General features: G+C 67.2%; 21 protein-coding genes. 11 read left to right on the forward strand and 10 right to left on the reverse strand.

The features are described from left to right. Positions 1-74 precede the first annotated feature (74 nt). Together gcvH and gcvP are read left to right on the forward strand one after the other, a co-directional pair. Positions 75-443, forward strand: coding sequence for a glycine cleavage system protein GcvH (gene gcvH, locus C7R54_RS13610; RefSeq protein ID WP_129150952.1), 369 nt, complete (start codon positions 75-77; stop codon positions 441-443). Positions 444-549: 106 nt separating this feature from the next. Continuing rightward, entirely contained in the window at positions 550-3,423 is a 2,874-nt protein-coding gene (gcvP, locus tag C7R54_RS13615) for an aminomethyl-transferring glycine dehydrogenase (RefSeq protein ID WP_129150953.1), read from the forward strand. Positions 3,424-3,450: 27 nt separating this feature from the next. Here gcvP and C7R54_RS13620 read toward each other — a convergent pair whose 3' ends face one another. Next, complete coding sequence (locus tag C7R54_RS13620) at positions 3,451-4,926, reverse strand: CoA-acylating methylmalonate-semialdehyde dehydrogenase (protein ID WP_129151071.1); 1,476 nt, start codon at positions 4,924-4,926, stop codon at positions 3,451-3,453. Between the two features lie 340 nt (positions 4,927-5,266). Next, the gene (aptA, locus tag C7R54_RS13625) at positions 5,267-6,589 is read right to left on the reverse strand and encodes an omega-aminotransferase AptA (RefSeq protein WP_192903651.1); all 1,323 of its coding nucleotides are present in this window, start codon (positions 6,587-6,589) and stop codon (positions 5,267-5,269) included. A gap of 158 nt (positions 6,590-6,747) precedes the next feature. On the opposite strand from aptA, the gene C7R54_RS13630 reads away from it, so the two are divergent. After that, complete coding sequence (locus tag C7R54_RS13630; RefSeq protein ID WP_240039509.1) at positions 6,748-8,190, forward strand: aminotransferase-like domain-containing protein; 1,443 nt, start codon at positions 6,748-6,750, stop codon at positions 8,188-8,190. Positions 8,191-8,208: 18 nt separating this feature from the next. Here C7R54_RS13630 and C7R54_RS13635 read toward each other — a convergent pair whose 3' ends face one another. Genes C7R54_RS13635 through C7R54_RS13645 form a run of 3 tightly spaced genes read right to left on the reverse strand, consistent with a single transcriptional unit; the run spans position 8,209 to position 10,003 of the window. Continuing rightward, positions 8,209-8,760, reverse strand: a complete 552-nt coding sequence (locus tag C7R54_RS13635) for a dihydrofolate reductase (RefSeq protein WP_129150954.1) — start codon at positions 8,758-8,760, stop codon at positions 8,209-8,211. Beyond that, the gene (locus C7R54_RS13640) at positions 8,757-9,551 is read right to left on the reverse strand and encodes a thymidylate synthase (protein WP_129150955.1); all 795 of its coding nucleotides are present in this window, start codon (positions 9,549-9,551) and stop codon (positions 8,757-8,759) included. The genes C7R54_RS13635 and C7R54_RS13640 overlap by 4 nt, the downstream gene beginning before the upstream one ends. A 5-nt stretch (positions 9,552-9,556) precedes the next feature. Further along, entirely contained in the window at positions 9,557-10,003 is a 447-nt protein-coding gene (locus C7R54_RS13645) for an OsmC family protein (RefSeq protein ID WP_129150956.1), read from the reverse strand. A 190-nt stretch (positions 10,004-10,193) separates the two neighbouring features. Here C7R54_RS13645 and coq7 point away from each other — a divergent pair, with 190 nt between their 5' ends. The 3 genes from coq7 (at position 10,194) to C7R54_RS13660 (ending at position 14,130) form a co-directional block, all read left to right on the forward strand. Next, on the forward strand, positions 10,194-10,889 hold the full coding sequence (gene coq7, locus C7R54_RS13650; protein WP_129150957.1) for a 2-polyprenyl-3-methyl-6-methoxy-1,4-benzoquinone monooxygenase: 696 nt from the start codon (positions 10,194-10,196) through the stop codon (positions 10,887-10,889). Positions 10,890-11,795: 906 nt separating this feature from the next. Continuing rightward, positions 11,796-13,073: a Vi polysaccharide biosynthesis UDP-N-acetylglucosamine C-6 dehydrogenase TviB gene (gene tviB / locus C7R54_RS13655; protein WP_129150958.1), complete on the forward strand. Its 1,278-nt coding sequence runs from the start codon at positions 11,796-11,798 to the stop codon at positions 13,071-13,073. 31 nt (positions 13,074-13,104) lie between these two features. After that, the gene (locus tag C7R54_RS13660) at positions 13,105-14,130 is read left to right on the forward strand and encodes an SDR family oxidoreductase (protein ID WP_129150959.1); all 1,026 of its coding nucleotides are present in this window, start codon (positions 13,105-13,107) and stop codon (positions 14,128-14,130) included. Positions 14,131-14,259: 129 nt separating this feature from the next. Here the strand turns inward: C7R54_RS13660 and C7R54_RS13665 are convergent, their stop codons facing one another. Further along, entirely contained in the window at positions 14,260-15,657 is a 1,398-nt protein-coding gene (locus C7R54_RS13665; protein WP_192903652.1) for a phosphomannomutase/phosphoglucomutase, read from the reverse strand. A gap of 373 nt (positions 15,658-16,030) precedes the next feature. On the opposite strand from C7R54_RS13665, the gene C7R54_RS13670 reads away from it, so the two are divergent. The 4 genes from C7R54_RS13670 (at position 16,031) to C7R54_RS13685 (ending at position 20,412) form a co-directional block, all read left to right on the forward strand. Continuing rightward, positions 16,031-17,446 carry an FAD-binding oxidoreductase gene (locus C7R54_RS13670; protein ID WP_129150960.1) on the forward strand — a complete coding sequence of 472 codons (1,416 nt, stop codon included), beginning with the start codon at positions 16,031-16,033 and terminating at the stop codon, positions 17,444-17,446. 99 nt (positions 17,447-17,545) lie between these two features. Continuing rightward, positions 17,546-18,247, forward strand: a complete 702-nt coding sequence (locus C7R54_RS13675; RefSeq protein WP_377814705.1) for a response regulator transcription factor — start codon at positions 17,546-17,548, stop codon at positions 18,245-18,247. Further along, positions 18,244-19,554: a sensor histidine kinase gene (locus C7R54_RS13680; protein WP_129150962.1), complete on the forward strand. Its 1,311-nt coding sequence runs from the start codon at positions 18,244-18,246 to the stop codon at positions 19,552-19,554. Before C7R54_RS13675 ends, C7R54_RS13680 begins: the two co-directional genes overlap by 4 nt. A 69-nt stretch (positions 19,555-19,623) precedes the next feature. Beyond that, positions 19,624-20,412, forward strand: a complete 789-nt coding sequence (locus C7R54_RS13685) for a phosphatase PAP2 family protein (RefSeq protein ID WP_129150963.1) — start codon at positions 19,624-19,626, stop codon at positions 20,410-20,412. A gap of 8 nt (positions 20,413-20,420) precedes the next feature. On the opposite strand, the gene C7R54_RS13690 is transcribed toward C7R54_RS13685, so the two are convergent. Further along, on the reverse strand, positions 20,421-21,272 hold the full coding sequence (locus C7R54_RS13690; protein ID WP_377814704.1) for an NAD-dependent epimerase/dehydratase family protein: 852 nt from the start codon (positions 21,270-21,272) through the stop codon (positions 20,421-20,423). Between the two features lie 166 nt (positions 21,273-21,438). Here C7R54_RS13690 and C7R54_RS13695 point away from each other — a divergent pair, with 166 nt between their 5' ends. Then, positions 21,439-22,173, forward strand: a complete 735-nt coding sequence (locus C7R54_RS13695; protein WP_129150964.1) for a FadR/GntR family transcriptional regulator — start codon at positions 21,439-21,441, stop codon at positions 22,171-22,173. A gap of 36 nt (positions 22,174-22,209) precedes the next feature. Here the strand turns inward: C7R54_RS13695 and fahA are convergent, their stop codons facing one another. The 3 genes from fahA to mutM all read right to left on the reverse strand — a co-directional run bounded on the left by fahA (position 22,210) and on the right by mutM (position 25,809). Beyond that, positions 22,210-23,544, reverse strand: a complete 1,335-nt coding sequence (gene fahA / locus C7R54_RS13700) for a fumarylacetoacetase (protein ID WP_129150965.1) — start codon at positions 23,542-23,544, stop codon at positions 22,210-22,212. Positions 23,545-23,610: 66 nt separating this feature from the next. Beyond that, positions 23,611-24,909 carry a homogentisate 1,2-dioxygenase gene (hmgA, locus tag C7R54_RS13705; protein ID WP_129150966.1) on the reverse strand — a complete coding sequence of 433 codons (1,299 nt, stop codon included), beginning with the start codon at positions 24,907-24,909 and terminating at the stop codon, positions 23,611-23,613. Between the two features lie 72 nt (positions 24,910-24,981). Beyond that, entirely contained in the window at positions 24,982-25,809 is an 828-nt protein-coding gene (gene mutM / locus C7R54_RS13710) for a bifunctional DNA-formamidopyrimidine glycosylase/DNA-(apurinic or apyrimidinic site) lyase (RefSeq protein WP_129150967.1), read from the reverse strand. Between the last annotated feature and the right edge of the window lie 39 nt (positions 25,810-25,848).

The raw sequence follows: 25,848 nt of genomic DNA on the forward strand, positions 1-25,848 counted from the left end.
CCGCGCGCCGCGCGGTTTGGAACGGGTGGGCGCGCAACCCTACATCGTCATACAACGTCTACCCAGGAGCCTCCATGAGCCTGCCTACCGATCGCAAGTACACCGAATCCCATGAGTGGATCAAAGCCGAGGGCGACGTGTTTGTCGTCGGCATCACCGACAGCGCCCAGGAGCAATTGGGCGATCTCGTCTTCGTCGGCGAAGTCAAGGTCGGCGCCAAGCTGGCCGCCGGCGATCCCGCCGGCGTGGTCGAGTCGGTCAAGGCCGCTTCGGACATCTACGCGCCGGTCGCCGGCGAAGTCGTCGCCTTCAACGAGGCGCTGGAAGGCACGCCCGGCCTGATCAACGAAGCCGCGTTCGATACCTGGATCTACAAGTTCAAGCCCAACAACCCCGCCGACGTCGAGGGTCTGCTCGACGCCGCCGGCTACGAGCAACTCTAAGTCGCGGTGCGGCGCCCCGCGGCCGCGCCGGCCCTGCCGGCGCGCTGCGCGGCGCCCCGCCGCCCGTCCGCCTGGATGCGGACACCGTCGTCCCACCGAGATATCCATGTCGCGCGCCCTAGACACCCACTCCGATTTCATCCCCCGCCACATCGGTCCGTCCGATGCCGACCAGGCCGCCATGCTGGCGGTGCTGGGACTCTCCAGCCTGGACGAGCTCATCGGCCAGGTGGTGCCGCCCGCCATACGCAACCGCGCCCCGCTGGCCTTGCCCGCCGCGCGCAGCGAACCCGACGTGCTGGCCGAGCTCAAGCAGATCGCTGGCCGCAACCAGGTTTTCCGCAACTACATCGGACAGGGTTACTACGGCACGCATACCCCTAACGTCATCCTGCGCAACATCCTGGAAAATCCCGCCTGGTACACGGCCTATACCCCGTACCAGCCGGAAATCTCCCAGGGACGCCTGGAGGCCTTGCTGAATTACCAGACCATGGTCATGGACCTGACCGGCCTGGATATCGCCAATGCTTCGCTGCTGGACGAGGGCACGGCCGCCGCCGAGGCCATGACGCTGGCGCGTCGCGGCGCCAAGTCGTCCAGCAATGTCTTCTTCGTCTCGCGGCACTGCCATCCCCAGACCATCGAAGTCGTGCGCACGCGCGCCGAGGGCCTGGACATCACGGTGACGGTGGGCGACGAAGCCGGCGGCCTGCCGGACTGCTTCGGCGTGCTGCTGCAATATCCCCACAGCCTGGGCGCCATCGGCGACTACCGCGCGCTGGCCGCGCGCGCCCATGAGCAGGGCGCCGTGGTGGCCTGCGCCACCGACCTGCTGGCCCTGGCGCTGCTGGCGCCGCCCGGGGAGTGGGGCGCGGACATCGCCATCGGTTCGGCCCAGCGCTTCGGCGTGCCGTTCGGCTTCGGCGGCCCGCACGCCGGCTTCATGGCCTGCAAGGATGCCTACAAGCGCAACATGCCCGGCCGCCTGGTCGGCGTCTCCAAGGACGCCCAGGGCAATACGGCACTGCGCCTGGCCCTGCAAACCCGGGAACAGCACATCCGCCGCGAGAAGGCCACGTCCAACATCTGCACGGCGCAGGTCTTGCTGGCCGTGATGGCCGGCATGTATGCCGTCTGGCACGGGCCGGCCGGCATCCGTCGCATCGCCCAGCGCGTGCAGACCGCCACCGCCATCCTGCGCGGTGTCCTACAGTCGTTCGGGGCCACCGTCGTCAACGACACCTTCTTCGATACGCTGCTGGTGCGCACGGGCGCGGCGACCCAGGCGGTGATCGACGCCGCCGTGGGCGAACGCATCAACCTGCGCCTGGTCGATGGCGACCAGGTGTCCGTGTCCCTGGACGAGACCGTCACCGTCGAGGACCTGCGGCAACTGGCCGCCGTGTTCGCGCGCGGCCTGGGCAAGACGGCGCCGGCGCTGGACGCCGACGCATTGGAAGCGCGCGCCGTCACCGGCATCCCGGCCGCCGTGGCGCGCCAGGGCGACATCCTGACCCATCCGGTTTTCTCCAGCGTGCAGTCCGAGACCGACATGCTGCGCTACCTGCGCAAGCTGTCCGACAAGGACCTGGCGCTGGACCGCAGCATGATCCCGCTGGGTTCGTGCACCATGAAGCTGAACGCCACGGCCGAGATGATACCCATCACCTGGCCCGAGTTCGCCATGATCCATCCCTACGCGCCGGCCGCCCAGTCGGCGGGCTACGCGGAACTGATCGAGCGCCTGTCGTCCGCCCTGTGCGAAATAACCGGCTACGACGCTGTCAGCCTGCAGCCCAATTCGGGGGCGCAGGGCGAATACGCCGGCCTGCTGGCCATCCGCGGCTATCACGAAGCCAATGGGCAGCATCAACGCAATGTGTGCCTGATCCCATCGTCGGCGCATGGCACCAACCCTGCTTCGGCGCAGTTGGCCGGCATGCAGGTCGTGGTGGTGGCCTCGGACGCGAACGGCAACGTCGATGTCGCCGACCTGCGGGCCAAGGTGGCAGACGTGGGCGACCGGCTGTCCGCGCTGATGATCACCTACCCGTCCACCCATGGCGTGTTCGAGGAAGCCGTTACCGAGATCTGCGAAATCGTGCATGCGGCCGGCGGCCAGGTGTACATGGATGGCGCCAACATGAACGCCATGGTGGGCGTGGCGAAGCCGGGCAAGTTCGGCTCCGACGTGTCGCACCTGAACCTGCACAAGACCTTCTGCATCCCCCACGGCGGCGGCGGCCCGGGCGTCGGCCCCGTTGCGGTGCGCGGCCACCTGGCACCCTATCTTCCCGGCGTGCTCGATGCGGGCGGGAAGCTTCCGGCCGATGCCAAGGTTGGCCCGGTCTCGGCCGCGCCTTTCGGTTCGGCCGGCATCCTGCCCATCCCCTACATCTATATCGCGCTGATGGGCGCGGAAGGCCTGCTGCGCGCTACCGAAGTCGCCATCCTCAGCGCCAACTACATCGCCGAGCGCCTGCGCCCGCACTATCCGGTGCTCTACTCGGGACGCAACGGCCGTGTCGCGCACGAGTGCATCCTGGACGTGCGCCAATTGAAGGAAAGCAGCGGCATTTCCAACGAGGACATCGCCAAGCGCCTGATCGACTACGGCTTCCACGCCCCCACCATGAGTTTCCCCGTGGCCGGTACGCTGATGGTCGAACCCACCGAATCGGAAAGCCGTGCCGAGCTGGACCGCTTCATCGATGCGATGATCGCCATCCGCGCGGAAATCGCCCAGGTGGAGCGTGGCGAACGCGACCGCGACGACAACGTGTTGAAGAACGCGCCCCATACCGCCGCCACCCTGCTGGCGGACGAATGGCACCACGACTACCCGCGCAGCCAGGCCGCCTACCCGGTGGCCAGCCTGCGCGAGGGCAAGTACTGGCCGCCGGTGGCGCGCGTCGACAACGCCTACGGCGACCGCAACCTGGTGTGCAGCTGCCTGCCCATCGAGGCCTACGCCTGACGAAGGCGCGGCCGCGCCGCGGTATTTCTACCGCGGCGCATTTTCCGCGCCGGGGGCCGGCCAGCGCTGCATCACGCTCTTGTAGCGCGTATGGAAACGCAGGCCTTCCTCGCCTTGCAGATGGAAGCCGCCGAATAGCGACTGCTTGCGTCCCCCGATGGAATGCCATGCGGCGGGCGCGGGAATGGGCACGTTGATGCCCACCATGCCGGTGCGCACGCCACGCGCAAAGGCGCGCGCGGTGGCGCCGTCGCGCGTATAGCAGGACGCGCCGTTGGCGTATTCGTGCTGGTTCACCAGCGCCACGGCCGTCTTCAGGTCCGGCACGCGCAAGACGCACAGCACCGGACCGAGGATTTCCTCGCGATAGATGTTCATGGTCGGCCGCACGTGGTCGAACAGGGTGCCTCCCACGAAGAAACCCTTCTCATGGCCGGGCACCTGCAAGCCCCGGCCGTCGACGACGATGGTGGCGCCCGCCTCGACGCCGTCCTCGATATAACCCAGCACCTTGCCGCGATGCTGGGCGCTGACCAGCGGTCCCATCGCCGTGGCGGGATCCATGCCGTTGCCGACTTTCAGGGCCCGCACGCGCGGCGCCAGGCGGTCGACCAGCGGGTCGGCGGCGCTGCCCACCGCGACGGCCACCGACACCGCCATGCCGCGCTCGCCGGCCGTCCCATAGGCCGCCCCCAGCAGGGCATCGGCCACCAGGTCCAGGTCCGCGTCGGGCATGGCCACCAGGTGATTCTTGGCGCCGCCCAGGGCCTGCACGCGCTTGCCGCGCGCGGATGCCTGGACGTGGACGTATTGGGCGGTAGGGGACGAACCGACGAAGGACACCGCCTGCACGCCATCGTGCGCGATCAGGGCGTCGACGGCCAGCTTGTCGCCGTGCAGGACATTGAGCACGCCCGCCGGCAGTCCCGCGTCCCGCAGCAGTTCGCCCAGTCGTACGGCGATCGACGGCGTGCGTTCCGAAGGCTTGAGCACGAAGGTATTCCCGCAGGCCAGCGCCAGCGGAAACATCCAGCAAGGCGCCAGCATGGGCAAGTTGAACGGCGTGATGCCGACCACCACGCCCAGCGGTTCACGCAGGCTCCAGTTGTCGACACCGTCCTCGACCTGCTCGGTGTATTGGCCCTTGAGCAGTTGGGGAACGCCGCAGGCGAACGCCACCATATCGATGGCACGCATGACCTCGCCGCGCGCTTCGGACAAGACCTTGCCGTGTTCGCGGGTGATGATGGCGGCCAGTTCGTCCTGGTGCTTCTCCAGCAGGCCCTTGAAATTGAACAGGATGCGCGCGCGCCGCTGTGGCGGCATTTCCGACCAGGCGGGAAAGGCGGCGCAGGCCGCCGCGACGGCCAGGTCGACCTCGTCGGGGCCGGCCAGCGGCACGTTCGAAATGATCTCGCCGCGCGCCGGATCGAAGCCGTCGGCGTAGCGGGGACTGCGGCCATCGTACGGCTGGCCGTTGATGAAATGCGGAATCTTCAGCATGACGTTGGAAAAGGCGGATAGGGACCAAGGGATTACTGAAGCCGCCATGACGGCACCTGCGACGTACCGTAGCGGTTCGGACAGGTTTCCAGTATTACCCAGAGGCCTTCGTCTATTCGGATCATAGGGGATATTCGATGACAGGCCGACTTCGACCGACCCGCCTTTCCCGCTTCCGCAACGCCCTCCGCAACGCTCTATGGCTCCCCAGCGCCCAAGGCAATTCGCCCCGTACCTGGCGGGGGGCCGCGAGGCACGGGGCGAAGCAGGGCGTTGCAAGGCAGCGTGACAGCCCATCAATACCGCAGAGGGCCCGTCAGGCTGCCGGGATCCATCAGGATCAGGCGACTTCTTTCAGCACCTTGCCGATGGTGTCGAAGATCTCCGCGATCTGCGCTTCGTTGATGATCAGCGGCGGCGAAATCGCAAGGATGTCGCCGGTGTAGCGCACCATCACCCCGGCGTCGAAGCACTTCTTGAACACCTCGGCCGCGCGTGCACCCGGCGCGCCGTCGCGCGGCGACAGCTCGACGCCGGCGACCAGGCCGATGTTGCGCACATCGATGACGTGGCGCGCGCCTTGCAACCCGTGGACGGCCTTCTCGAACACCGGCGCCAGTTCGCGGGCGCGGGCGAACAGGTTGTCGCGGCGGTAGATATCCAGGGTGGCGAGGATCGCGGCCGCGGCCAGCGGGTGCGCCGAGTAGGTATAGCCGTGGAAGAACTCGATGCCGCCGTTCACCGCGTTGATGATGGCATCATGCACGTCGCGCTTGACCGCCACCGCACCGGCCGGCACGGCCGCGTTGCTGACGCCCTTGGCCATGGTGATCAGGTCCGGCGTCACGCCGAAGTATTCACTGGCGGTGGCGGCGCCCAGGCGGCCGTAGGCGGTGATGACCTCGTCGAAGATCAGCAGGATGCCATGCTTGGCCGTGATTTCGCGCAAGCGTTCCAGATAGCCTTGCGGCGGAATCAGCACGCCGGTCGAGCCGGCCATGGGTTCGACGATGACCGCCGCCACCGTGGAGGGATCGTGCAGGGCCAGGATGCGCTCCAGCTCGTCGGCCAGGTGCGCGCCCCAGGCGGGCTGGCCCTTGCTGAAGGCGTTCTTTTCCAGGTTGTGGGTGTGCGGCAGGTGATCCACCGACGGCAGCAGGGCGCCGGAGAACGTTTTGCGGTTGCCCGAGATGCCGCCCACCGAAATGCCGCCGAAACCCACGCCGTGGTAGCCGCGCTCGCGGCCGATCAGGCGGGTGCGCTGCCCCTCGCCGCGGGCGCGGTGATAGGCCAGGGCGATCTTCAGCGCCGTGTCGACCGACTCGGAGCCGGAATTGGTGAAGAAAATGCGATCCATGCCAGCCGGCATCAGGCCGGCCACGGCGGTAGCGGCCTCGAATGCCAGCGGGTGGCCCAGCTGGAAGCCCGGCGCGTAGTCCAGGTGCGCGGCCTGGCTGGCGATGGCCTCGGCGATTTCCTTGCGGCAATGTCCGGCGTTGACGCACCACAGGCCTGCCGTGCCGTCGAGGATCTGCTTGCCGTCCAGCGCCGTGTAATACATGTCCTTGGCGCCGGCCAGCATGCGCGGATCGGCCTTGAACTGGCGGTTGGCGGTGAAGGGCATCCAGAGATGCGACAGGTCGGGCATGGCGGGGGCGTTCATGGGGAGCTCCAGGAGTAGGGCGCGGGATAGCCGGGGAAACCAACTGAGTGGCAGTAGCGGCGATTGTGGCTCCGCCGGATAGGCATGAACATATACAATTTGCGCAAATATCCCTTACCGTACAGGGATATCCTGGACAACTGTACAGAAATCTAGGCGTGGCCGACTATCCTCTCATCGAATTCCAGCCCGTGCGCGACCGTGCCCGCGCGCCCAGCCTGGTGCAGCAGGTCATCGATGCCATCGCGCGCGCCATCGACACCCAGGCGCTGCGGCCGGGCATGGCGCTGCCGTCGGTGCGCGACTTCGCGCGCCTGCACGGCGTCAGCACGTTCACCGTGGCCGCCGCCTATGCGCGACTGGCGGCGGCGGGGCGCGTCACGTCCCGTCCCGGCGCCGGCTATCGCGTGGCTTCCCGGTCCAGCGCGTCGCCGGGCGATGCCGCCGGCGCGCCGCCGCGGCCATGGTCGCCGCCCACCCTGGGCGCGGAATGGCTGCTGTCGGATGTCTTCGCCGATCACTCCATTCCCGTCAAGTCGGGTTGCGGATGGCTGCCCGGCGAATGGCTCAACGAGGACGGCCTGCACCTGGGCCTGCGCCACGTCGCGCGCGTGCCCGGCGCCCGTATCGCGGGCTACGGCCATCCGTATGGCTATGCGCCGCTGAGGGCGACCATCGCCGGGCATCTCGCGGGCCTGGGCTTGCCGGTGCAAGCGGACCAGGTCCTGCTGACGCAAGGCGTGACGCACGGGTTGGACCTGGCCATCCGCACGCTCTTGCGGCCGGGCGACACGGTGGTCGTGGAGCGTCCCTGCTATGCCAACCTGCTGCCGCTGCTGCGGCTGGCCGGCTTGCGCATCGTGTCGGTGGACCGCGGGCCCGCCGGCCTGGACTGCCAGGCCCTGGAGCAATTGGCCGCGCTGCACCGGCCGCGCGCGCTGTTCATCAATCCGGTGCTGCAGAATCCCACGGGCGCCACCCTGAGCATGGCCAATGCGTTCCAGCTGCTGCGCGTGGCCGAGCAGCACGATATGTGGATCATCGAGGACGATATCTCGCGCGAGCTGGCCGTGGGCGTGGCCCCCATGCTCGCGGCCCTGGACGGCGCGCGCCGCGTGGTCTATCTCAGCGGTTATTCCAAGGTGGTCAGCCCGTCGGTGCGGGTCGGCTATCTGGTCGCCCACGCCGAGGTGGTGCGCGACATGGCGCGCACCAAGATGGCGGTGGGCCTGACGTCGCCGGAAATCCTCGAACGCGTCGTGCACCATGCCTTGCACGAAGGACGCTACCAGGCCCATGTCGCGCGCGTGCGGGAGCGGCTGGCGCTGGCGCACGGCAAGGTGGCGCAGGCGCTGGCCGAACTGGGCATGGCCCTGCATTCGGAACCGCGCGCGGGCCTGTTCCTGTGGGCCGGGCTGCCGCACGGGTGGCACGGCGGGGCCAATGCGCTGGCCAGCCGTGCGCTGGGCGATGGCATCTGGCTGGCGCCGGGCTCCTATTTCGATGCGGAGCAGGAGGATATCGCCTGGCTGCGGTTGAACGTGGCCTATTCCGACGATGCGTCGTTGTGGCGCTTCCTGCGCCAGGCGATGGGGGGATGAACGGGGGGCGGGCCTGGTTCAGCCAGCCTGCCGCTGCCCGGCCTGATTTCGTTCATACTCGACGAAATCGTACGCGTAGCCATTTTCCCCGGGCTGCGCCTGGCGGGAAATCTCGCGCCATTCATCCGCGGGCAAGGGCGGGAACCAGGCGTCGCCCTCCACGTCCGCCTGGACTTCCGTGGCGACGATCCGCTGCGCCAGCGGCAACGCGGCCGCATAGATCTGCGCGCCGCCGATCACGCATACCTGCGCCACGTCGGCGCAGGCGGCCAGCGCGGCCGGCAGGCTGCCGACCACTTCGGCCCCGGCCGCTGCATACGCAGGGTCGCGGCTGATCACGATATTGCGGCGTCCCGGCAGCGGCCGTCCCAGCGATTCCCACGTCTTGCGTCCCATGACGATGGGATGGCCCAGCGTGGTGCGCTTGAAATGCGCCAGGTCGCCCGGCAGCTTCCAGGGCAGGGCATTGTCGCGGCCGATCACGCGGTTGCGCGCGTAGGCCACCACCAGCGTCAATACGGGGGAGGGCGCCGCGCCGCCGTCCTTGCCGGACGGATTGACCTTCTTCATACCGCGACCTGCCCCTTGATATGCGGATGCGACTGATAGTCGAGGATCTCGAAATCCTCGTATTCGTAGTCGAACAGGGTCGGCGGCTTGCGCTTGATGCGTAGCTTGGGATAGGGATAGGGCTCGCGCGACAATTGCAGCTCCACCTGCTCGAAGTGATTGCTGTAGATGTGGCAATCCCCGCCGGTCCAGATGAAATCGCCCGGCTCCAGGTCGCATTGCTGCGCCACCATGTGGGTCAGCAGGGCATAGCTGGCGATGTTGAAGGGCACGCCCAGGAAGATGTCCGCGCTGCGCTGGTACAGCTGGCAAGACAACTTGCCCTCGGCCACGTAGAACTGCATGAAGGCGTGGCAAGGCGGCAAGGCCATGTTGGGGATCTCCCCCACGTTCCATGCCGACACGATCAGGCGCCGCGAATCGGGCGTGCGGCGGATCTGGTCCACCAGCTGGCTGATCTGGTCGATGTGCCCGCCGTCCGGCGTCGGCCAGGAGCGCCATTGGACACCGTAGACCGGGCCCAGGTCGCCGTTGGCGTCGGCCCATTCGTCCCAGATGGTCACCCCGCGCTCCTGCAGCCAGCGGACATTGGCGTCGCCGCGCAGGAACCACAACAGCTCGATGAAGATGCTCTTGGTATGCAGCTTCTTGGTCGTGATCAGGGGGAAGCCCTGCGCCAGGTCGAAGCGCATCTGGTAGCCGAAGGTCGAGCGCGTGCCGGTGCCGGTGCGGTCGGTCTTGGTGACGCCATGTTCGTAGACATGGCGCATGAAGTCTTCGTATTGGGCCATGGGCTCTAGGCCGCCTGGGCGGCGTCTTCGCTGGTGTCGACCACGTCGACCGAGAAAGTCAGCTCGGCGGTCTTGGCCAGCATGGCCGAGGCCGAGCAATATTTCTCGTGCGACAGCTGAACCGCGCGCTCGACCGCCGCGCGCGGCAGCTTGTTGCCGGTGACGGTGAAGGCGAAGTGGATCTTCGTGAAGACCTTGGGGTCGGTGTCGGCGCGGTCGGCCTGCAGCTTGACGCTGCACCCGGTGACCGCATGGCGGCCACGCTTGAGGATGAGCACCACGTCGTACGCCGTGCAGCCGCCGGTGCCGGCCAGCACCATTTCCATGGGCCGGAAGGCCAGGTCATGCCCGCCGCCTTCCACGGCGCCGTCCATGGCGGCGATGTGGCCGCTGCCGGAGGTCGCTACGAACAGCATGCCCGAGGGGCCGCCCCAATCGATCGTGCATTCCATGTCGAAATCCCGTAATTGCGTAGAGTTGCGCGAGGGCGCCCGCGGGGCGCAGCCTCAAAGCGGAGATCATAGCCGGTCTGTCCTTGCCCATGCCGGATGCCCCCTGTGGCGACGGGGCAAGCCTTAAATACAATAGGCGTTCGCCGTCACGCGCCGCGTCCGGGCCGCGCGTTGTTACCTGGAGTCCGTCATGTCGCCGTCCACCCCCGCCACTACGTCCGCCGCTTCCCCTTCCGCCCCGGGTTTCCTGCGGCGCCGCGGCCCGCTGGATGTCCTGCTGGGGGAGGTCGACCGCGCCTTGCAGGTGCTTTCCAACAACGCCAACGCCAGCCGGGCCTATCCGGCCGGGGCCGAGGTGGGGGACGAACCGCTGACGGCGCAGGAAAAGCGCCATGCGGCGGGCCTGATGCGCGTCAACCACGTTGGCGAGATCTGCGCCCAGGCCCTGTACCGGGGCCAGGCGGTGGCCTGCGCCGAGCCCACCGCCCGCGCCCTGCTGCGCGAGGCTGCCGCGGAGGAAGTCGACCACCTGGCCTGGTGCGCACGCCGCCTGGAAGAGCTGGGCAGCCACGTCAGCCTGTTCAACCCCCTTTGGTATGCCGGTTCGTTCACGCTGGGCCTGATGGCCGGCCGCGCCGGCGTGCCGCGCAACCTCGGGTTCATGGCGGAGACCGAGCGCCAGGTGGAAGCACACCTGGACAGCCACCTGAAGGTGCTGCCCGCCCAGGACCAGCGCTCCCGCAACGTGGTCGAGCAAATGAAGCAGGACGAGATCAACCATAGGGTGAGCGCCGAACGGGCGGGCGCCACGCCCCTGCCGCTGCCCGTGCGCGGCGCGATGCGGGCGCTGTCGCGGGTGATGACCACTACCGCCTATTGGATTTGACCGGGGAATACGGCCAAGGACCGGTGCTGCGGACAGGTGCAGGGTTAACCCCTTACGTGTCCCCGATATTTCTCTCAGGGGGGCCTTGGGGGCGCAGGAAGCTTCCCCCCTGGTAGCGGCCTATAATGCGATGCACCAAAGCAACATCTGTGCTGGGCTGTAAGTCTGCTAAAAATTTTTCTTGCATCGCACAAAAGTTCTGGTTAATATTCACCCATCGGATGTCGAAACGCAGTCGGCGCGGTGCAAAACCCCGACAGCCTCCGGTAGACCCCACAGGGTTAACCCTTTCGACATGCCACGGTTGTCTCCTCCACCCTCCTCCTTTGGTGGATTTAGCCCAAGATCGCAAGATCTTGGGCTTTTTTTTATCCTTTTTCTGTCCTCGTCCTCTACGGCGTTATTCCTCTACGGCGTTATTTATCCCAAGCGCCAGTTGCAGATCGGAGTCTTCAGCCGCGCGGAGACCGCTTCGTGCCGTCGCGGCCCACCATCCAAGCCGGTTGAGCGAACTTGCCCCGCCGGGAGATCTCCGCGGCGCAAAAGTAGGCGGGGGCCCCGGGCAAAGGCGGCGGCGCCACGCGGCGGTGCCCCAATGAAAAAGTGGTGACTGGATGATGCAGCCGCCGCGCAAGCCGCGCGCTGGTGCGCCACGCTCTGGCCCCCTTCCGCCGCGCCCGCACTGAGTGATGGCGTCGCCGGCCCTGCATGATGTTGATACGTTTCGGCGGGCCAATCGAGGGTGAGACCAGGCCGAGGGGATGTACCTTCTGTACCTCATGAAATTTCCATCGAAGGCGTTGAGCGGGTTGAGTGTGTGCAAGGGCAAGGACGTCCCGTCCGCGGGGATCGCGTGGTCGCGTTTCCACTAAAATCCCCGGCATCGCTCTCGCTGTGGAAAACCTTATGTTGCGTATTCAGGACGTCAAACTTGCCGTCGTCGGATTGGGCTATGTCGGCTTGCCGCTGGCGGTGGAGTTTGGCAAGCGGCGAACGGTCATCGGCTTCGACATCAATCGGCGCCGGATCGACGAGTTGCAGCGCGGGCATGACCACACCCTGGAAGTCGACGACCAGGAGCTGGCCAGCGCGGCCGGCCTGGCCTACACCGACGATCGCGCCCGGCTGGCCGAGGCCAATGTCTTCATCGTCACGGTGCCGACGCCGATCGACGCGTACAAGCAACCCGACCTGACGCCCCTGGTCCGCGCCAGCGAGACCATAGGCGCGGTGCTCAAGCGGGGCGACATCGTCATCTATGAATCGACCGTCTATCCCGGCGCCACCGAGGAAGACTGCGTGCCCGTGCTGGAACGCGTGTCGGGCCTGAAATTCAATGTGGATTTCTACGCCGGCTACAGCCCCGAGCGCATCAACCCGGGCGACAAGGCGCATCGGGTCAGCACGATACGCAAGGTCACGTCGGGATCGACGCCGGAAGTGGCGGAGCTGGTCGACCAGCTCTATCGCGAGATCATCACCGCCGGCACGCACAAGGCGGCGTCCATCCGCGTGGCGGAGGCAGCCAAGGTCATCGAGAATACGCAGCGCGATGTCAACATCGCCCTGATCAACGAACTGGCGCTGATCTTCAACAAGATGGGCATCGATACCGAGGCAGTGCTCCAGGCCGCCGGCACGAAGTGGAATTTCCTGCCATTCCGTCCCGGCCTGGTGGGCGGGCACTGCATAGGCGTGGATCCTTACTACCTGACGCACAAGGCGCAGTCTATCGGCTATCACCCGGAAATCATCCTGGCGGGCCGCAGGCTCAATGACGCGATGGGCAGCTACGTCGTATCGCAGCTGGTCAAGGCCATGATGCGGCGGCGGATCCATGTGCAGGGCGCGCGCGTACTGGTAATGGGCTTGACGTTCAAGGAGAACTGCCCGGACCTGCGCAATACCCGTATTGTCGACATCGTGCGCGAGCTAGGCGAATACAACGTCGCCGTCGACGTCTACGATCCCTGGGTCGAACCCGAGGAGGCCGTGCATGAATACGGTATAACGCCTGTAAGCCAGCCGCAGGCCGGCGCCTACGACGGCATCGTCCTGGCCGTTGCCCATCGGCAGTTCATGGAAATGGGCTCGGCGGAGATTCGCGCCTTTGGCAAACCTGAACATGTTTTGTACGACCTGAAGTACGTCCTGGGGCCGGACGAATCCGACCTGCGGCTTTGAGTCGGGGGTCATCATCGAAGAAGGTAGAAGCATGACGAATCGCTATCAACAGATTACCGAGGATCTGCGCAAGTCGCCCCGCAAGTGGCTGGTTACCGGCTGCGCCGGTTTTATCGGCTCGAACTTGCTGGAAACTTTGCTCAAGCTGGACCAGACCGTGGTGGGCTTGGATAATTTCGCCACCGGTTTCCAGCACAATCTCGATGAAGTGATGGAGTTGGTCACGGCCGAGCAATGGGCCCGGTTCACCTTTATCGAAGGCGATATCCGCAATATCGACACCTGCCGCCGTGCCTGCACCGGCGTGGACTTCGTGTTGCACCAGGCGGCGCTGGGCTCCGTGCCCCGTTCGCTGGAAGATCCGCTGACCACCAACGCGGTGAATATCGACGGCTTCCTGAACATGCTGGTGGCGGCGCGCGATGCTCGCGTGCATGGCTACGTGTACGCGGCGTCGAGTTCCACCTATGGCGACCATCCCGGCCTGCCCAAGGTCGAATCCGAGATCGGCAATCCGCTGTCGCCTTATGCCGTGACCAAGTACGTCAATGAGCTGTATGCCGACGTATTCGCACGCTCTTACGGGTTCGGCAGCGTCGGCCTGCGTTATTTCAACGTGTTCGGCAAGCGGCAGGATCCCGATGGCGCGTATGCCGCCGTTATTCCGAAGTGGATCGGCAAGATGATCCGCGGCGAGGACGTCGTGATCAACGGCGACGGCGAGACCAGCCGCGATTTCTGCTTCGTCGAGAACGCCGTGCAGGCCAATCTGCTGGCGGCCCTGTCGCAGCCGGAGAAGGCGGCGCAGGTCTACAACGTGGCCTATAACGCCCGCACCAGCCTGAACCAGTTGTTCGAGCACCTGCGCGCGCAACTGGCCAAGCATGGCGTGAATTACGACAAGGCGCCGATCTACGGCGATTTCCGCGCCGGCGACGTGCGCCATTCGCAGGCGGACATAGGCAAGGCCAACGAGCAACTGGGCTACAAGCCCATGCACGACATCCTGGAAGGGTTGGAGGTTGCCATGCCCTGGTACACGCAGTTCCTGCGTTGACCGCCGTGGGGGCCGGCCCCCGGGTACGCTCCGTACCTGGGATGGCCGGTGGCCCAAAACAAAAAGCCCCGCGCCAGCCTGCCTGGCGCGGGGCTTTTCACCGACCGGGGCGCGTGTTCGCGCTCGCGCTCAGAACGGCAGCTTCACGTCCGGCTTGAGCAGTTGCAGCTGCTTGCGGAAGTCATCCTGGATGCGCTTGAGGGCGGCGTCCGTGTCGGCCTCGAAACGCAGCACCACCACCGGCGTGGTGTTCGACGGTCGCGCCAGGCCGAAGCCGTCCGGATATTCGGCGCGCACGCCGTCGATGGTCACCACGTTGATGGCGCCGTCGAACTTGCCCTTTTCCTGCAGCGCCTTGACCAGGGCGAAGGGTTCGCCTTCGTTCATTTCCAGCTTGAGTTCGGGCGTGGAGATGGCTTGCGGCAGCGCCTCCAGCACGGCCGACGGGTTGGCGTCGCGGGAGACGATTTCCAGCAGCCGGGTGCCGGTGTACAAGCCGTCGTCGAAGCCGAACCAGCGTTCCTTGAAGAAGATGTGGCCGCTCATCTCGCCGGCCAGCGGCGCGCCGGTTTCGGCCAGCTTGGCCTTGACCAGCGAATGGCCCGTTTGCCACATCAGCGGCTTGCCGCCGGCCTCGCTCACGGCCAGGCCGACGTGGCGGCTGCACTTGACGTCATAGATGATGGTGGCGCCCGGATTGCGTTGCAGCACGTCGCGGGCGTACAGGATCAACTGGCGGTCGGGCCAGATGATCTGGCCGGACTTGGTGACCACGCCCAGGCGGTCGCCGTCGCCGTCGAAGGCCAGGCCGATTTCATTGTCGGTGGTCTGCACGCAGCGGATCAGGTCTTCCAGGTTGTGCGGATCGGCCGGATCGGGATGGTGGTTGGGGAAGTTGCCGTCGACTTCGCAGAACAGCTCGGTGACTTCGCAGCCCAGGGCGCGGAACAGCCGAGGCGCGATGGCGCCGGCCACGCCGTTGCCGCAATCGATGGCGATCTTCATCGGGCGCGCCAGCTTGACGTCGCCGACCACTCGCTGCAAATAGGTTTCGACCAGGTCCAGCGTGCGGCGCTTGCCGGGCGTGACGCCGGCGGGGGCCTTGCCGCCGGCGGCTTCCATGGCCTTGCGCAGTTCCTGGATGCCGTCGCCGTAGAGGGCTGCGCCGGCCAGCATCATCTTGAAGCCGTTGTATTTAGGGGGGTTGTGGCTGCCCGTGATGGCCACGCCGGAGCCTGTCTTCAGCGTGTACGCGCCGAAGTAGACCAGCGGCGTCGGCACTTCGCCGATGTCCACGGTATCCACGCCGCCGGCGTTCAACCCTTCTTGCAGGGCCAGCGCCAATTCCTCGCTGCTGAGGCGGCCGTCACGACCAATGACCATTTCGCCGACGCCCAGGGCGCGGGCGCGCGCAGCCAGGGCCAGGCCCAACTCGCGGGCGAAGCCGGCGTTCAACAGGTCCGGCACGGTGCCGCGGATGTCGTAGGCTTTGAAAATCGATGCGGGAATAGTCGACGCGGTAGCCACGTTGATTCCTTGTTCCAGGGTGCGATGAAAAGGGCATTATCCCCGATTGCCGGCGGCGCCATCCCGGATTGACCGCCGCGTGCGTCCTAGTCCTGACGGACGAGGGGAAGGGCTTGCGGGGTGATCCGTCGCGATCGCCTCGGGGGAAGCGGCGCCGCGCCAGCGGCAGGGGACACGGGGATTGTTACACGGAAGCGTGCGCTGTCGTTGTGTCCGAGTTCGACAATCCTGACGGGGCGTTGCTGGCGGCCGCCGCATGCTCAGCCATGGTGGGCGCGTCTCGTCCTACAATAGCGCCACATTTCCAGTCCGTCCCGGCCATGCGCCGTAAGCGCGGCGCGTCCGGGGGGGACCATAACCGTTGCGGTGGTCGATGACATTCCTGGATGAGTTGCGGGCCTTGCTGGGTCCCGAACATGTTTTGACGGGCGGGGATACCGATTCCTATACGCTCGACTGGCGCGGCCGCTACCAGGGCAAGGCCTTGGCCGTCGCCAGGCCTGGCGATACGGAGGCGGTGGCCGCCGTGGTGCGCCTGTGCGCCCGCCATCGCGTGCCGGTGCTGCCGCAAGGCGGCAATACCAGTCTTTGCGGCGGCGCCACGCCGGACCAGGAGGGCGGCACGCTGCTCCTGTCGCTGGGTCGGCTGAACCGGATCCGCTCCGTCGATACCGACAACGATACGATCACCGTCGAGGCAGGGTGCATACTGCAGGCCGTGCAGCAGGCGGCCGAGCAGGCCGGCCGTTTGTTTCCCCTGAGCCTGGCGGCCGAGGGTAGCTGCAGCATAGGCGGCAACCTCGCCACCAATGCCGGCGGGACCCAGGTGCTGCGCTATGGCAATACCCGGGACCTGACCCTTGGGCTGGAGGTGGTCACGCCCGACGGCCGCGTCTGGCATGGCCTGCGCGGCCTGCGCAAGGACAACACCGGCTACGACCTGCGCGATCTCTACATCGGCAGCGAAGGTACGCTGGGCATCATCACCGCGGCGACGCTGAAGCTCTATCCCCTGCCCGTGGCCCGCTGCACGGCCTTGCTGGCCTTGCCGGGCGTGGAAGAAGCCGTGCAGGTGCTGTCGCGCGCCCGCGCCGGTTTCGGCGCCATGCTTACGGGCTTCGAGCTGATGGCCGGCTACTGCCTGCAAGGCGTGGTGCGCCTGTATCCCCAGCAACGCCTGCCGTTCAGCGGCGCATCGGCGGAGTCCCCATGGTTCGCCCTGCTGGAATTGTCGGACAGCGAAAGCGAGGCCCATGCGCGCGAACGCTTCGAGCACGTGCTGGGCGAGGTGCTGGAGGCCGGCCTGGCCACCGATGCGGCCATCGCCGAGAACGTCGCGCAGACCCGCGCGTTGTGGCATCTGCGCGAAAGCATACCGCTGGCCGAGGCGGCTTTCGGCAAGGCGGTGAAGCATGACGTGTCGGTGCCGATTTCGCGCATCGCCGAATTCGTGCGCACGACCAACGGCCTGCTGCAGGCGAATTTTCCCGGGGTCACCCATGTGATTTTCGGCCACCTGGGCGACGGCAACCTGCATTACAACGTGGCGCCCGCCCCGGGCCAGGCCGAAGCCGACCTGCTGGCCCTGCAAGCGCGCATCTACCAGGTGGTGCACGACAGCGTGCATGCCCACCAGGGCTCCATCAGCGCCGAACATGGCGTGGGGCAGCTCAAGGTCGAGGAGCTGACCCGTTATAAGGACCCGCTGGAGCTGGACTTGATGCGCCGGATCAAGCAGGCGCTGGATCCGGACGGTATCATGAACCCCGGCAAGGTCGTCCGCGTATGATGCGTGGACGGCGCAACTCCGTTTCATGCCGCAAGCCGGCCGCGACGGTCGCATCGATCGCGGCGGCGCCCGGCTCAACGCGATAACGTCGACATGGCCCTGACCGATACTCCGCACCATCGCATCCTCATCGTCGAGGATGACGCGACCATCTCCGGCAATCTATACAGCTACCTGGAACAGCGCGGTTTCGTGCCGGACGCCGCCTATGACGGCCGCGCCGCGTTGGGCATGCTGACTTCGCAGCACTTCGACGCCGTCATCCTGGACGTCGGCCTGCCGGGCATGGACGGCTATTCCGTCCTGCGCGCGATGCGTACCGAGCACATGTTGCCCGTGCCGGTGCTGATGCTTACGGCGCGCGACGAGCTGGACGACAAGCTGGCCGGCTTTGGCCATGGCGCGGACGACTACCTGACCAAGCCGTTCGCACTGGCGGAGGTGGAGGCCAGGCTGAACGCGCTGATCCTGCGCGCCAGCGGCGCCGTGGCCAACCCCGTGCGCCGCTGCGGCGCGCTCAGCTACGACAGCCGCACCCGGGTGGTGGCGGTGCAGGGCAAGCCGGTGCACCTGACGCGCAAGTCCGTCATGATCATCGAGGCCTTGCTGCGCGATGCGGGCCGCGTGGTGTCGCGCAGCGAACTGGAAAGCCATTTGTGGGGTAGCGAGCCGCCGTCCTCGGACGCGCTGCGCAGCCAGATGCACCTGTTGCGCAAGGCCTTGAACGATGCCGGCTATGACGGCATCGAAACCGTCCATGGCACGGGCTGGCGCTTGCTGGTCGACGGTACGGGCGCATGAACGGCGGCAGTACCCTGACCCAGCGGGTGACCTGGGCCTTGACCGGCTTGGTGGCGATTTTCGTGTCCGCCCTGGTGGTGCTGGCCTACCTGACGTTCGACCAGATGGAAGACGACCTGGTCAACGACATCCTGACCACCGAGGCCCAGCGCCAGATCTCCCATTTGCAGGACGGCGCCGTGGTCATGCCCGAGCATGGGCCGCTGGATCTCGGCAGCACCATGCGCGCCTGGCTGGAGAAGCCGGGCACGGTCAACCCCGACATCCCGGAACCGATACATAACCTGGGTCCGGGGCTGCACCTGGTCGAACCCGGGGTGGAAACCTGGCATGTGGTGATCGCGAGCGCCCCGCAGGGCAAGTTCTTTGTCCTTTACGACGCCACCGATAACGAAGACCGGGTGTTCGATTTCGGTCTCATCCTGCTGGGCCTGGGCGTGATCAGTGTCATCGCGGCCTACGGCGTGGCGCGCAAGGTGGCGCAACTGGCGGTCGGCCCCATGCTGAACCTGACGGACCAGCTGGCCAAGTGGGCCCCGGGCTCGCCCGACCTGGCGGTGGAGCGCAATGACGAGGCCGGCCGCCTGGTCGAGGCGTTCAACCGCGTGCAGAACCAGGTGGACCGTTCGCTGGCGCGCGAACGTGAATTCGCGGCGAATCTCAGCCACGAGGTGCGCACGCCGCTGGCGGCCATCCGCAGCGACGGCGAGTTGATGCTGCTGGGCCAGGTCAGCGATGACCAGCGTACCCGGCTTACCCGCGTCGTCAAGAATGTCGACAGCGTGACCGCGGCGCTGGAAAGCGCGCGCGCCATGGCGCGCGACGAATTGCGCGCGCCCGAGGCGGTCGACCTGCGCGAGTGCATGCACGCCGCCTGGCAAGGCCTGGAGGCGCATGCCGAACAGGCGGGCCTGGTGCTGGATGACCAATTGGCGCCGGGCAATGTCCGCACGCTGGACCGTTATGCGTTGTTGACCGTGCTGCGCAATCTCATTCGCAACGCCATCGAGCATGCGGCGCCGGCGCGGCTCAGCGTCAGTGCGGTGGAGGACGGCCTGGAGTTGCGCGACAACGGCAAGGGCATCAACGCGGCCGACCTGCCCTTCGTGTTCGACCGTTACTACAGCGTGCGCCTGCGCGACATGCGCAATGGCGGCACCGACTCGCCCGAGGCGGCCGCCGCGCTTGAGCGGGGCCTGGGGCTGGCCATCGCCAAGCGGGTTTGCGACATGCAGGCCTGGCAACTGTCCGTGCATTCGACGACGGAAGGCGAGGACCGGGGCACCTGCTTCACGCTGCGTTTCTGACCGGTGATTTGACGATTATTCCATGGGGGACGGGTTACGTTGTCGGGTTGATTGTCGAGGCAACCCGATATGGTCACTTCCAACCCCCATTACCGGCAGCCGGGTGAGCGTCACCAGACCTACCTGATCGGCCAGGTGCTGGCCGTGACCCTGCTGCTGGTTTTTTGCGCGCAGGCTGTCAACCTGTCCGGCCTGGACCTGACCGTGGCGCGCTGGTTCTACGACGCCCAGGCCCATGCGTTTCCTTACCGCGCGTCGCGCGCCCTGGAAATACTCGGGCATCGGCTGGTGCTCGTGGCGCCCGTGGGCATGGCGGTGGCGGCGGCCGGCGCCGCGGTGGCCAGCCGCTGGTTGCCGGTGCTGCGGCCCTGGCGGGGCGTCCTGTGGGCCACGGCCCTGACCTGTGCCCTGGGGCAGGTGGTGATAGGTCAGCTGAAGCATTACACCGCGCTGCCGCGCCCCTATGAACTGAGCCTGTTCGGCGGCTATGCGCCGTACCCCGACCATTTCTGGGCGGCCAGCCGGCGCGAAGGCGGCGGCGCCTTGCCCAGCGGGCACGCGGGCGCCGGCTATGCGCTGTTGTCGCTGTACTTCGCGGGCTGGGCCGCCGGCCGCCCCGCGTGGCGCTGGGCGGGCCTGACCATCGGCATCGTGGCGGGCATCGGCTTTTCCCTGGTGCGCATCGCCCAGGGCGCGCACTTCCTCAGCCAGACGCTGTGGTCCGCCGCGGTCATGTGGTTCATCGCCAGCCTGCTGTTCTACCCCGTGCTGGTGCGGCCCCGTCGCCGGCGGGGCGGCCAGGGCGAGCCGGCCTGCCGCGGATACGCGACCCGGGCCGGCGCGACCCATGATTCATGACTCATGGTTCATGACTCGAAGGGCCCTGCCTTGACGAAGGCGCCGCCCTGGTAGCGTGCCGCCGGATCATCGGGCGCCAGGGGCGGTTGCGCCTCCGCCTTCGCGCGGAAGGGTTCGGAATTGTCCTGCGGCGCGTAGCCCAGGTGGGTCGCGCGCGAGTTGTCCCACCAGCTTTCCCTGTTGGCCGAGACCCCATAGACGATGGTGTGCCCCACGTTCGGCGTGAACAGCGACTGCGCGATCAACCGGGTGAGATCGTCGTAGCTTAGCCAGGTAATGAGCATGCGGCGGTCTTGCGCCTCCGGAAAGGACGAGCCGATGCGCAGGCAGACCGTTTCGATGCCGTAGCGGTCGTAATAGAAGCGGGAAAGATTTTCGCCGAACGCCTTGCTGATGCCGTAATAGCCGTCTGGCCGCACCGGCGCGTCGGCGTCTATGACCTGTCCCTGCCGGTAGAAGCCGGTCACGTGGTTCGAGCTGGCGAATACGACGCGCTTGACGCCGTGGCGGCGCGCGGATTCATAGAGGTTGTATACGCCCTGGATGTTGGCGGGCAGGATCTCCTCGAACGGCCGCTCCACCGACACGCCACCCATATGCACGATGGCGTCGACGCCATCGACCAGCGCATCCACCGCCCGGGCGTCCGCCAGGTCGCAGGGAATGACTTCCTCGCCCGGGCCGGCGGGGTCCAGGGGGCGGACGTCGGATAGCCGCAGCGTATCGGCATACGGTCGCAGGCGGGTGCGCAGCACCTTGCCCAGGTTGCCGCCGGCGCCGGTCAGCAACAGGCGCGCGCAGCGCGGCGCGGTAGAGGAGGTAGAGGGAGTAGGGCAGGTAGAGGGGGATGCCGTCGGGATCACGGAGCTTGCCTCGCTAGCGTTGGCCGCGGTGCGCGGCGGCACGGGTTTACACGGGCTGCGGCCAGGGTTCTGTGCAGGCGCTTATATGTCATCGTACAACGCTGGGCGATATAATGAGTGCTTCAGAACGCAGTCAAGCGCACCGCGACCGGGAAGATGCCTGATGACCAATAACGTACAAGCCGTCGTGCCCGCGCGTCGTCGACCCCGCAGCCTGGCCCAGGAGCTGGTGGACAGCCTGTCCAACCAGATCCGCAACGGCGAGATCGTGCCGGGAGAGAAACTGCCCACCGAATCCGAAATCATGCGCGCCTTCGGCGTCAGCCGCACGGTCGTGCGCGAGGCCCTGTCGCGCCTGCAGGCGTCCGGCATGGTAGAGACCCACCATGGGGTGGGAACCTATGCGCTGAAGCCCAGCGGTATGGGGGATTTCCGTGTCGACCCGGCGGACATCGCCACGGTGCGCGATATCGTCGTCATCCTGGAGTTGCGTATCTGCCTGGAAAGCGAGGCCGCCGGGCTGGCCGCCGCGCGCCGCACCGATGAACAGCTGGCGCACATGCGCGAAGCGCTGGACCAGTTCCGCGCCGCGCTGGTGCCGGGCGGCGATACCGTCACGCCCGACTTCCGTTTCCACCTGCTGGTGGCCGAGGCCACGCAGAACAAGTACTTCGCGGACCTCATGTCGCACCTTGGCGCGGCCATCATTCCGCGCACCCGCATCAATTCGGCCAAGCTGGCGCACGAGGACCGCGTGTCCTACCTGGCGCGCGTGAACCTGGAGCATGAGGATATCTACGAAGCAATCCGGCGCCAGGATGCCGAGTCGGCGCGTGCCGCCATGCGCACGCACCTGAGCAACAGCCGCGAACGCCTGCGCCGCGCGCAGGAACGTTGAGGCCGCCGGGCCGCGTTCGGTCGGGCCGCGCCCGGCCTACGCCCAGTCCGCCGGCAGCACGCGGCCGCACGCGCTGCCGAAGCCGATGCGGCGGCGGTCCGGCGCGACGCAATGGGCCGACAGCCGCACCTCGTCGCCATCTTGCAGGAAAGCCCGGGTCTCGCCCCACGGCAGCGCCAGCGGCGATTTGCCCCCTTCAGCCAGCTCCAGCAGCGAACCGGCTTCCTCCGGCCGCGGGCCGGACAGCGTGCCGGTGCCCAGCAAATCGCCGGCTTGCAGGTTGCAGCCATTGACCGTGTGGTGCGCCACGAGTTGCGCCACCGTCCAATAGGCATCGCGGAAATTGCTGCGCGACAGCGTGGCGGCGGGATGGCCGGCGCGGCGGGATTGCTCGGTGCTCAGGTCGACCTGCAACCGCACATCGAAAGCGCCGGCCGCGGCGTTGCGGTCCGAGGCCAGGTAAGGCAGCGGCGCGGGGTCGCCGGCGGGACGGTGCAGCGGCGCCCGGAAAGGCGCCAGCGCTTCCAGGGTGACGATCCAGGGGGAAATCGTGCTGGCGAAGCTCTTGCCCAGAAAGGGGCCGAGGGGCTGGTATTCCCAGGCCTGGATGTCGCGGGCCGACCAATCGTTCAGCAGGCCGAGGCCGAAGACATGGTTTTCGGCATCCTCGATCGGAATGCGACGGCCTTGGGGATTGCCTTGGCCGATGTAGATCGCCATTTCCAGCTCGTAGTCCAGGCGCTGGCTGGGGCCGAAGACGGGCGGCGCGTCTTCGCGCGGCGGCCGCGTCTGGCCCACCGGGCGGTGGAACGCGGGCAACACCCCCAGGCTGGAGGCGCGTCCGTGGTAGCCGATGGGCACCCATTTGTAGTTGGGCAGCAGCGGCTGCTCGGGCCGGAACTGGCGGCCGACCGCGGTCGCGTGGTGCAGCGAGATATAGAAATCCGTGTAGTCGCCGATACGTGCCGGCGTGGCGTGGCGGGCGCCGGCCATGGGGCGCAGGGCGGCTTCCAGCAGCGGGCGTCCCGCGGACTGTCCCGCGTCGGCGCGCAGGGCGCGCGACAACGCCAAGCGCAGCGCATGCCAGTGGTCCGCGCCCAGGGCCATCAATCCATTGAGCCGGCCGTCGTGCTCGGCGGCGGCGCAGGCGGCCAGCGCTTGCCCTGCCAGGCCGTCGAAGGGCGCGGAGGCCGCCAGGCGGCCCAGGTCGAGGATATGCCGGCCGATGGCGACGCCGGCGCGCCAGGGTTCGGCATCGGTGTGGCGGAAGGTGCCATAGGGCAGGTTTTGCAGCGGGAAATCGCTGTCGGCATCATCGGCGCCGGGGACCCAGCTGCGCAGGGTGGGGTCGTGGGTTTCGTTCAGTTGCATGGCGTTCGCTGTTGCGTTGCGTGTGTTGCGTGCGTTGCGGGTGCGTATCGGGGCGGAGCGACCGCCTCATGCCTGGTCGGGCGTGAAATGTTTGCGCAGCCCTTGCCAGCATGTGTAGTAATCGGCCTGGCGTTGCGGCGACGCGAGCGCCTGCGCCGTGGGGCGAATGATGCGGCGCGTTTCGAACATGAACGCCATGGTGTCGCGGATGTAGTGCGGTTGCGAAGTGTCGGCGCGCGAGGCCTTTTCGAAGGTGTCCGCGTCCGGTCCGTGGCCGCTCATGCAGTTGTGCAGGCTGGCGCCGCCGGGCAGGAAGCCTTCCGCCTTGGCGTCGTAGATGCCGTGGATCAGGCCCATGAACTCGCTGGCGACGTTGCGGTGGAACCAGGGCGGGCGGAAGGTGTCCTCCATGGCCAGGACACGCGGCGGAAAGATGGCGAAGTCCACGTTGGCCGTCCCGGGCGTATCCGAAGGCGAGGTCAGCACCGTGAAGATGGACGGGTCCGGATGGTCGAAGCTGATCGAGCCGATGACGTTGAAGCGGCGCAGGTCGTACTTGTAGGGGGCATGCGTGCCGTGCCATGCCACGACGTCCAGCGGCGAGTGGTCGATACGGGCCTGCCAGAAATCGCCGGCGAACTTGCCGACCAGCATGAAGTCGCCGGCGCGGTCTTCGTACCAGGCCGCCGGGGTCTGGAAGTCGCGCGCATTGGCCAGGCAGTTCGAACCGATGGGGCCAAGCTCCGGCAGGCGCAGCGGCGCGCCGAAGTTTTCCAGCAGATAGCCGCGCGCCTGGCCGTCGGGAAGTTCGACGCGAAAGCGTATGCCGCGCGGAATGACGGCGATCTCCTGCGGCGCGACCTCCAGCCTGCCGAGCTCGGTCGCCAGCAGCAGCCGGCCCGACTGCGGCACCAGGAGCAGCTCGCCATCGGCGTCGTAGAAAAAGCGGTCCGCCATCGACTTGTTGGCGGCGTAGAGGTGTATGCCCACGCCGCTTTGCTCGTCAGGGCCGCCATTGCCGCCCAGGGTGACGACCCCATCGACGAAATCGGTGGGATCGTCCGGCATGGGCGCCGGGCTCCAGCGCAGCTGATTGGGTGTGGCCGGGTAGGCGGCGGCGTCGCTGGTCCAGCGGGGCGGCCGCGCCAGCGGTTCGAACGGTTCGTGGCGTGCCGCCGGCTGGATGCGGTAGAGCCAGCTGCGCCGGTTTTCCGCCCGCGGCGCCGTGAAGGCCGTGCCGGAAATCTGCTCGGCGTAAAGCCCGTAGGGACAGCGGGTCGGCGAGTTGCGGCCTTGCGGCAGGGCGCCGGGCAGCGCTTCGGTGGCGAAGCTGCTGCCGAAGCCCGTCTGGTAGTGCAGGTCCATGTCCGTCTCGCGTAGAGGTGATGACGCGCCTGATTGTGCTTGACCTGCCCTTCCGGCGCCAGGGGCGGGGAGTCAGGCGCGCTGGCAGCGGACGCAATAGTAGGTGGCGCGTTGTCCTTGCACGATGCGGCGGATGGGCGTGGCGCAAGTCCGGCAGGGCTGGTTCTCGCGTTCGTAGACGGCGGCGTGGATGTCGAAATAGCTGCCGGGTTCGCCGCCCGCGCCGACATAGTCGCGCAAGGTGCTGCCGCCCGACGCCAGGGCGTCGCCCAGGGTGGCCTGGATGGCGGCGGCAAGCTTGTCACAGCGTGCCATGGAAAGCCGGCAAGCCGGCGTGCGGGGATGGATGCCAGCGCGAAACAGGCTTTCCGATGCGTAGATATTGCCCACGCCGACGACTGCCTCGCCCGCCAGCAGCACCTGCTTGATGGGCGCCGACCGGCCGCGGAACTGGTCACGCAGCCAGGCGCCGCCGAAGCGCGGATCGAAGGGCTCGATGCCCAGCTTGGCCAGCAAGGGGTGGAATTCGATGGGGCCGTCGCCGGCCGGGTGCCACAGCACTGCACCAAAACGGCGCGGATCGTGCAGGCGCAGCACCGCATGGTCGAAGACCCATTCGACGTGGTCATGGCGGCGTGGCGCTTCGGCCTCCGGCACGCGGCGCAGGGACCCGGACATCCCCAGGTGGACGATCTGGGTGCCATGCTCGAAGCGCAGCAGTAGATACTTCCCCCGGCGTCCGCATTCCAGGACGGTGCGGCCGGAAAGCGTGGCGGGCAGGTCGGCCGGGACAGGCCAGCGCAGGCGCGGTTCCCGGACGACCAGGCGGACCAGCGGCCGGCCTGTCATGACAGTGTCGATTCCGCGTCTTGTGGTCTCGACTTCAGGCAGTTCTGGCATAGGGCTAATCACACTGGCGGATGGCGGCCATTCCGTGAG

Origin of the sequence: Achromobacter aloeverae, assembly GCF_004121055.1 — a bacterium.
Taxonomy (GTDB): Bacteria; Pseudomonadota; Gammaproteobacteria; order Burkholderiales; family Burkholderiaceae_B; genus Bordetella_C; species Bordetella_C aloeverae.

Bases quoted from the DNA above. Each gene is read 5' to 3' on its own strand.
- gcvP (WP_129150953.1), top strand. From the start codon at position 550: ATGTCGCGCGCCCTAGACACCCACTCCGATTTCATCCCCCGCCACATC.
- C7R54_RS13660 (WP_129150959.1), top strand. From the start codon at position 13,105: ATGACGAATCGCTATCAACAGATTACCGAGGATCTGCGCAAGTCGCCC.
- C7R54_RS13680 (WP_129150962.1), top strand. From the start codon at position 18,244: ATGAACGGCGGCAGTACCCTGACCCAGCGGGTGACCTGGGCCTTGACC.
- mutM (WP_129150967.1), bottom strand. From the start codon at position 25,809: ATGCCAGAACTGCCTGAAGTCGAGACCACAAGACGCGGAATCGACACT.
- C7R54_RS13670 (WP_129150960.1), top strand. From the start codon at position 16,031: ATGACATTCCTGGATGAGTTGCGGGCCTTGCTGGGTCCCGAACATGTT.
- fahA (WP_129150965.1), bottom strand. From the start codon at position 23,544: ATGCAACTGAACGAAACCCACGACCCCACCCTGCGCAGCTGGGTCCCC.
- tviB (WP_129150958.1), top strand. From the start codon at position 11,796: ATGTTGCGTATTCAGGACGTCAAACTTGCCGTCGTCGGATTGGGCTAT.
- gcvH (WP_129150952.1), top strand. From the start codon at position 75: ATGAGCCTGCCTACCGATCGCAAGTACACCGAATCCCATGAGTGGATC.
- coq7 (WP_129150957.1), top strand. From the start codon at position 10,194: ATGTCGCCGTCCACCCCCGCCACTACGTCCGCCGCTTCCCCTTCCGCC.
- C7R54_RS13635 (WP_129150954.1), bottom strand. From the start codon at position 8,760: ATGAAGAAGGTCAATCCGTCCGGCAAGGACGGCGGCGCGGCGCCCTCC.
- C7R54_RS13685 (WP_129150963.1), top strand. From the start codon at position 19,624: ATGGTCACTTCCAACCCCCATTACCGGCAGCCGGGTGAGCGTCACCAG.
- C7R54_RS13645 (WP_129150956.1), bottom strand. From the start codon at position 10,003: ATGGAATGCACGATCGATTGGGGCGGCCCCTCGGGCATGCTGTTCGTA.
- C7R54_RS13620 (WP_129151071.1), bottom strand. From the start codon at position 4,926: ATGCTGAAGATTCCGCATTTCATCAACGGCCAGCCGTACGATGGCCGC.
- C7R54_RS13695 (WP_129150964.1), top strand. From the start codon at position 21,439: ATGACCAATAACGTACAAGCCGTCGTGCCCGCGCGTCGTCGACCCCGC.
- aptA (WP_192903651.1), bottom strand. From the start codon at position 6,589: ATGAACGCCCCCGCCATGCCCGACCTGTCGCATCTCTGGATGCCCTTC.
- hmgA (WP_129150966.1), bottom strand. From the start codon at position 24,909: ATGGACCTGCACTACCAGACGGGCTTCGGCAGCAGCTTCGCCACCGAA.
- C7R54_RS13640 (WP_129150955.1), bottom strand. From the start codon at position 9,551: ATGGCCCAATACGAAGACTTCATGCGCCATGTCTACGAACATGGCGTC.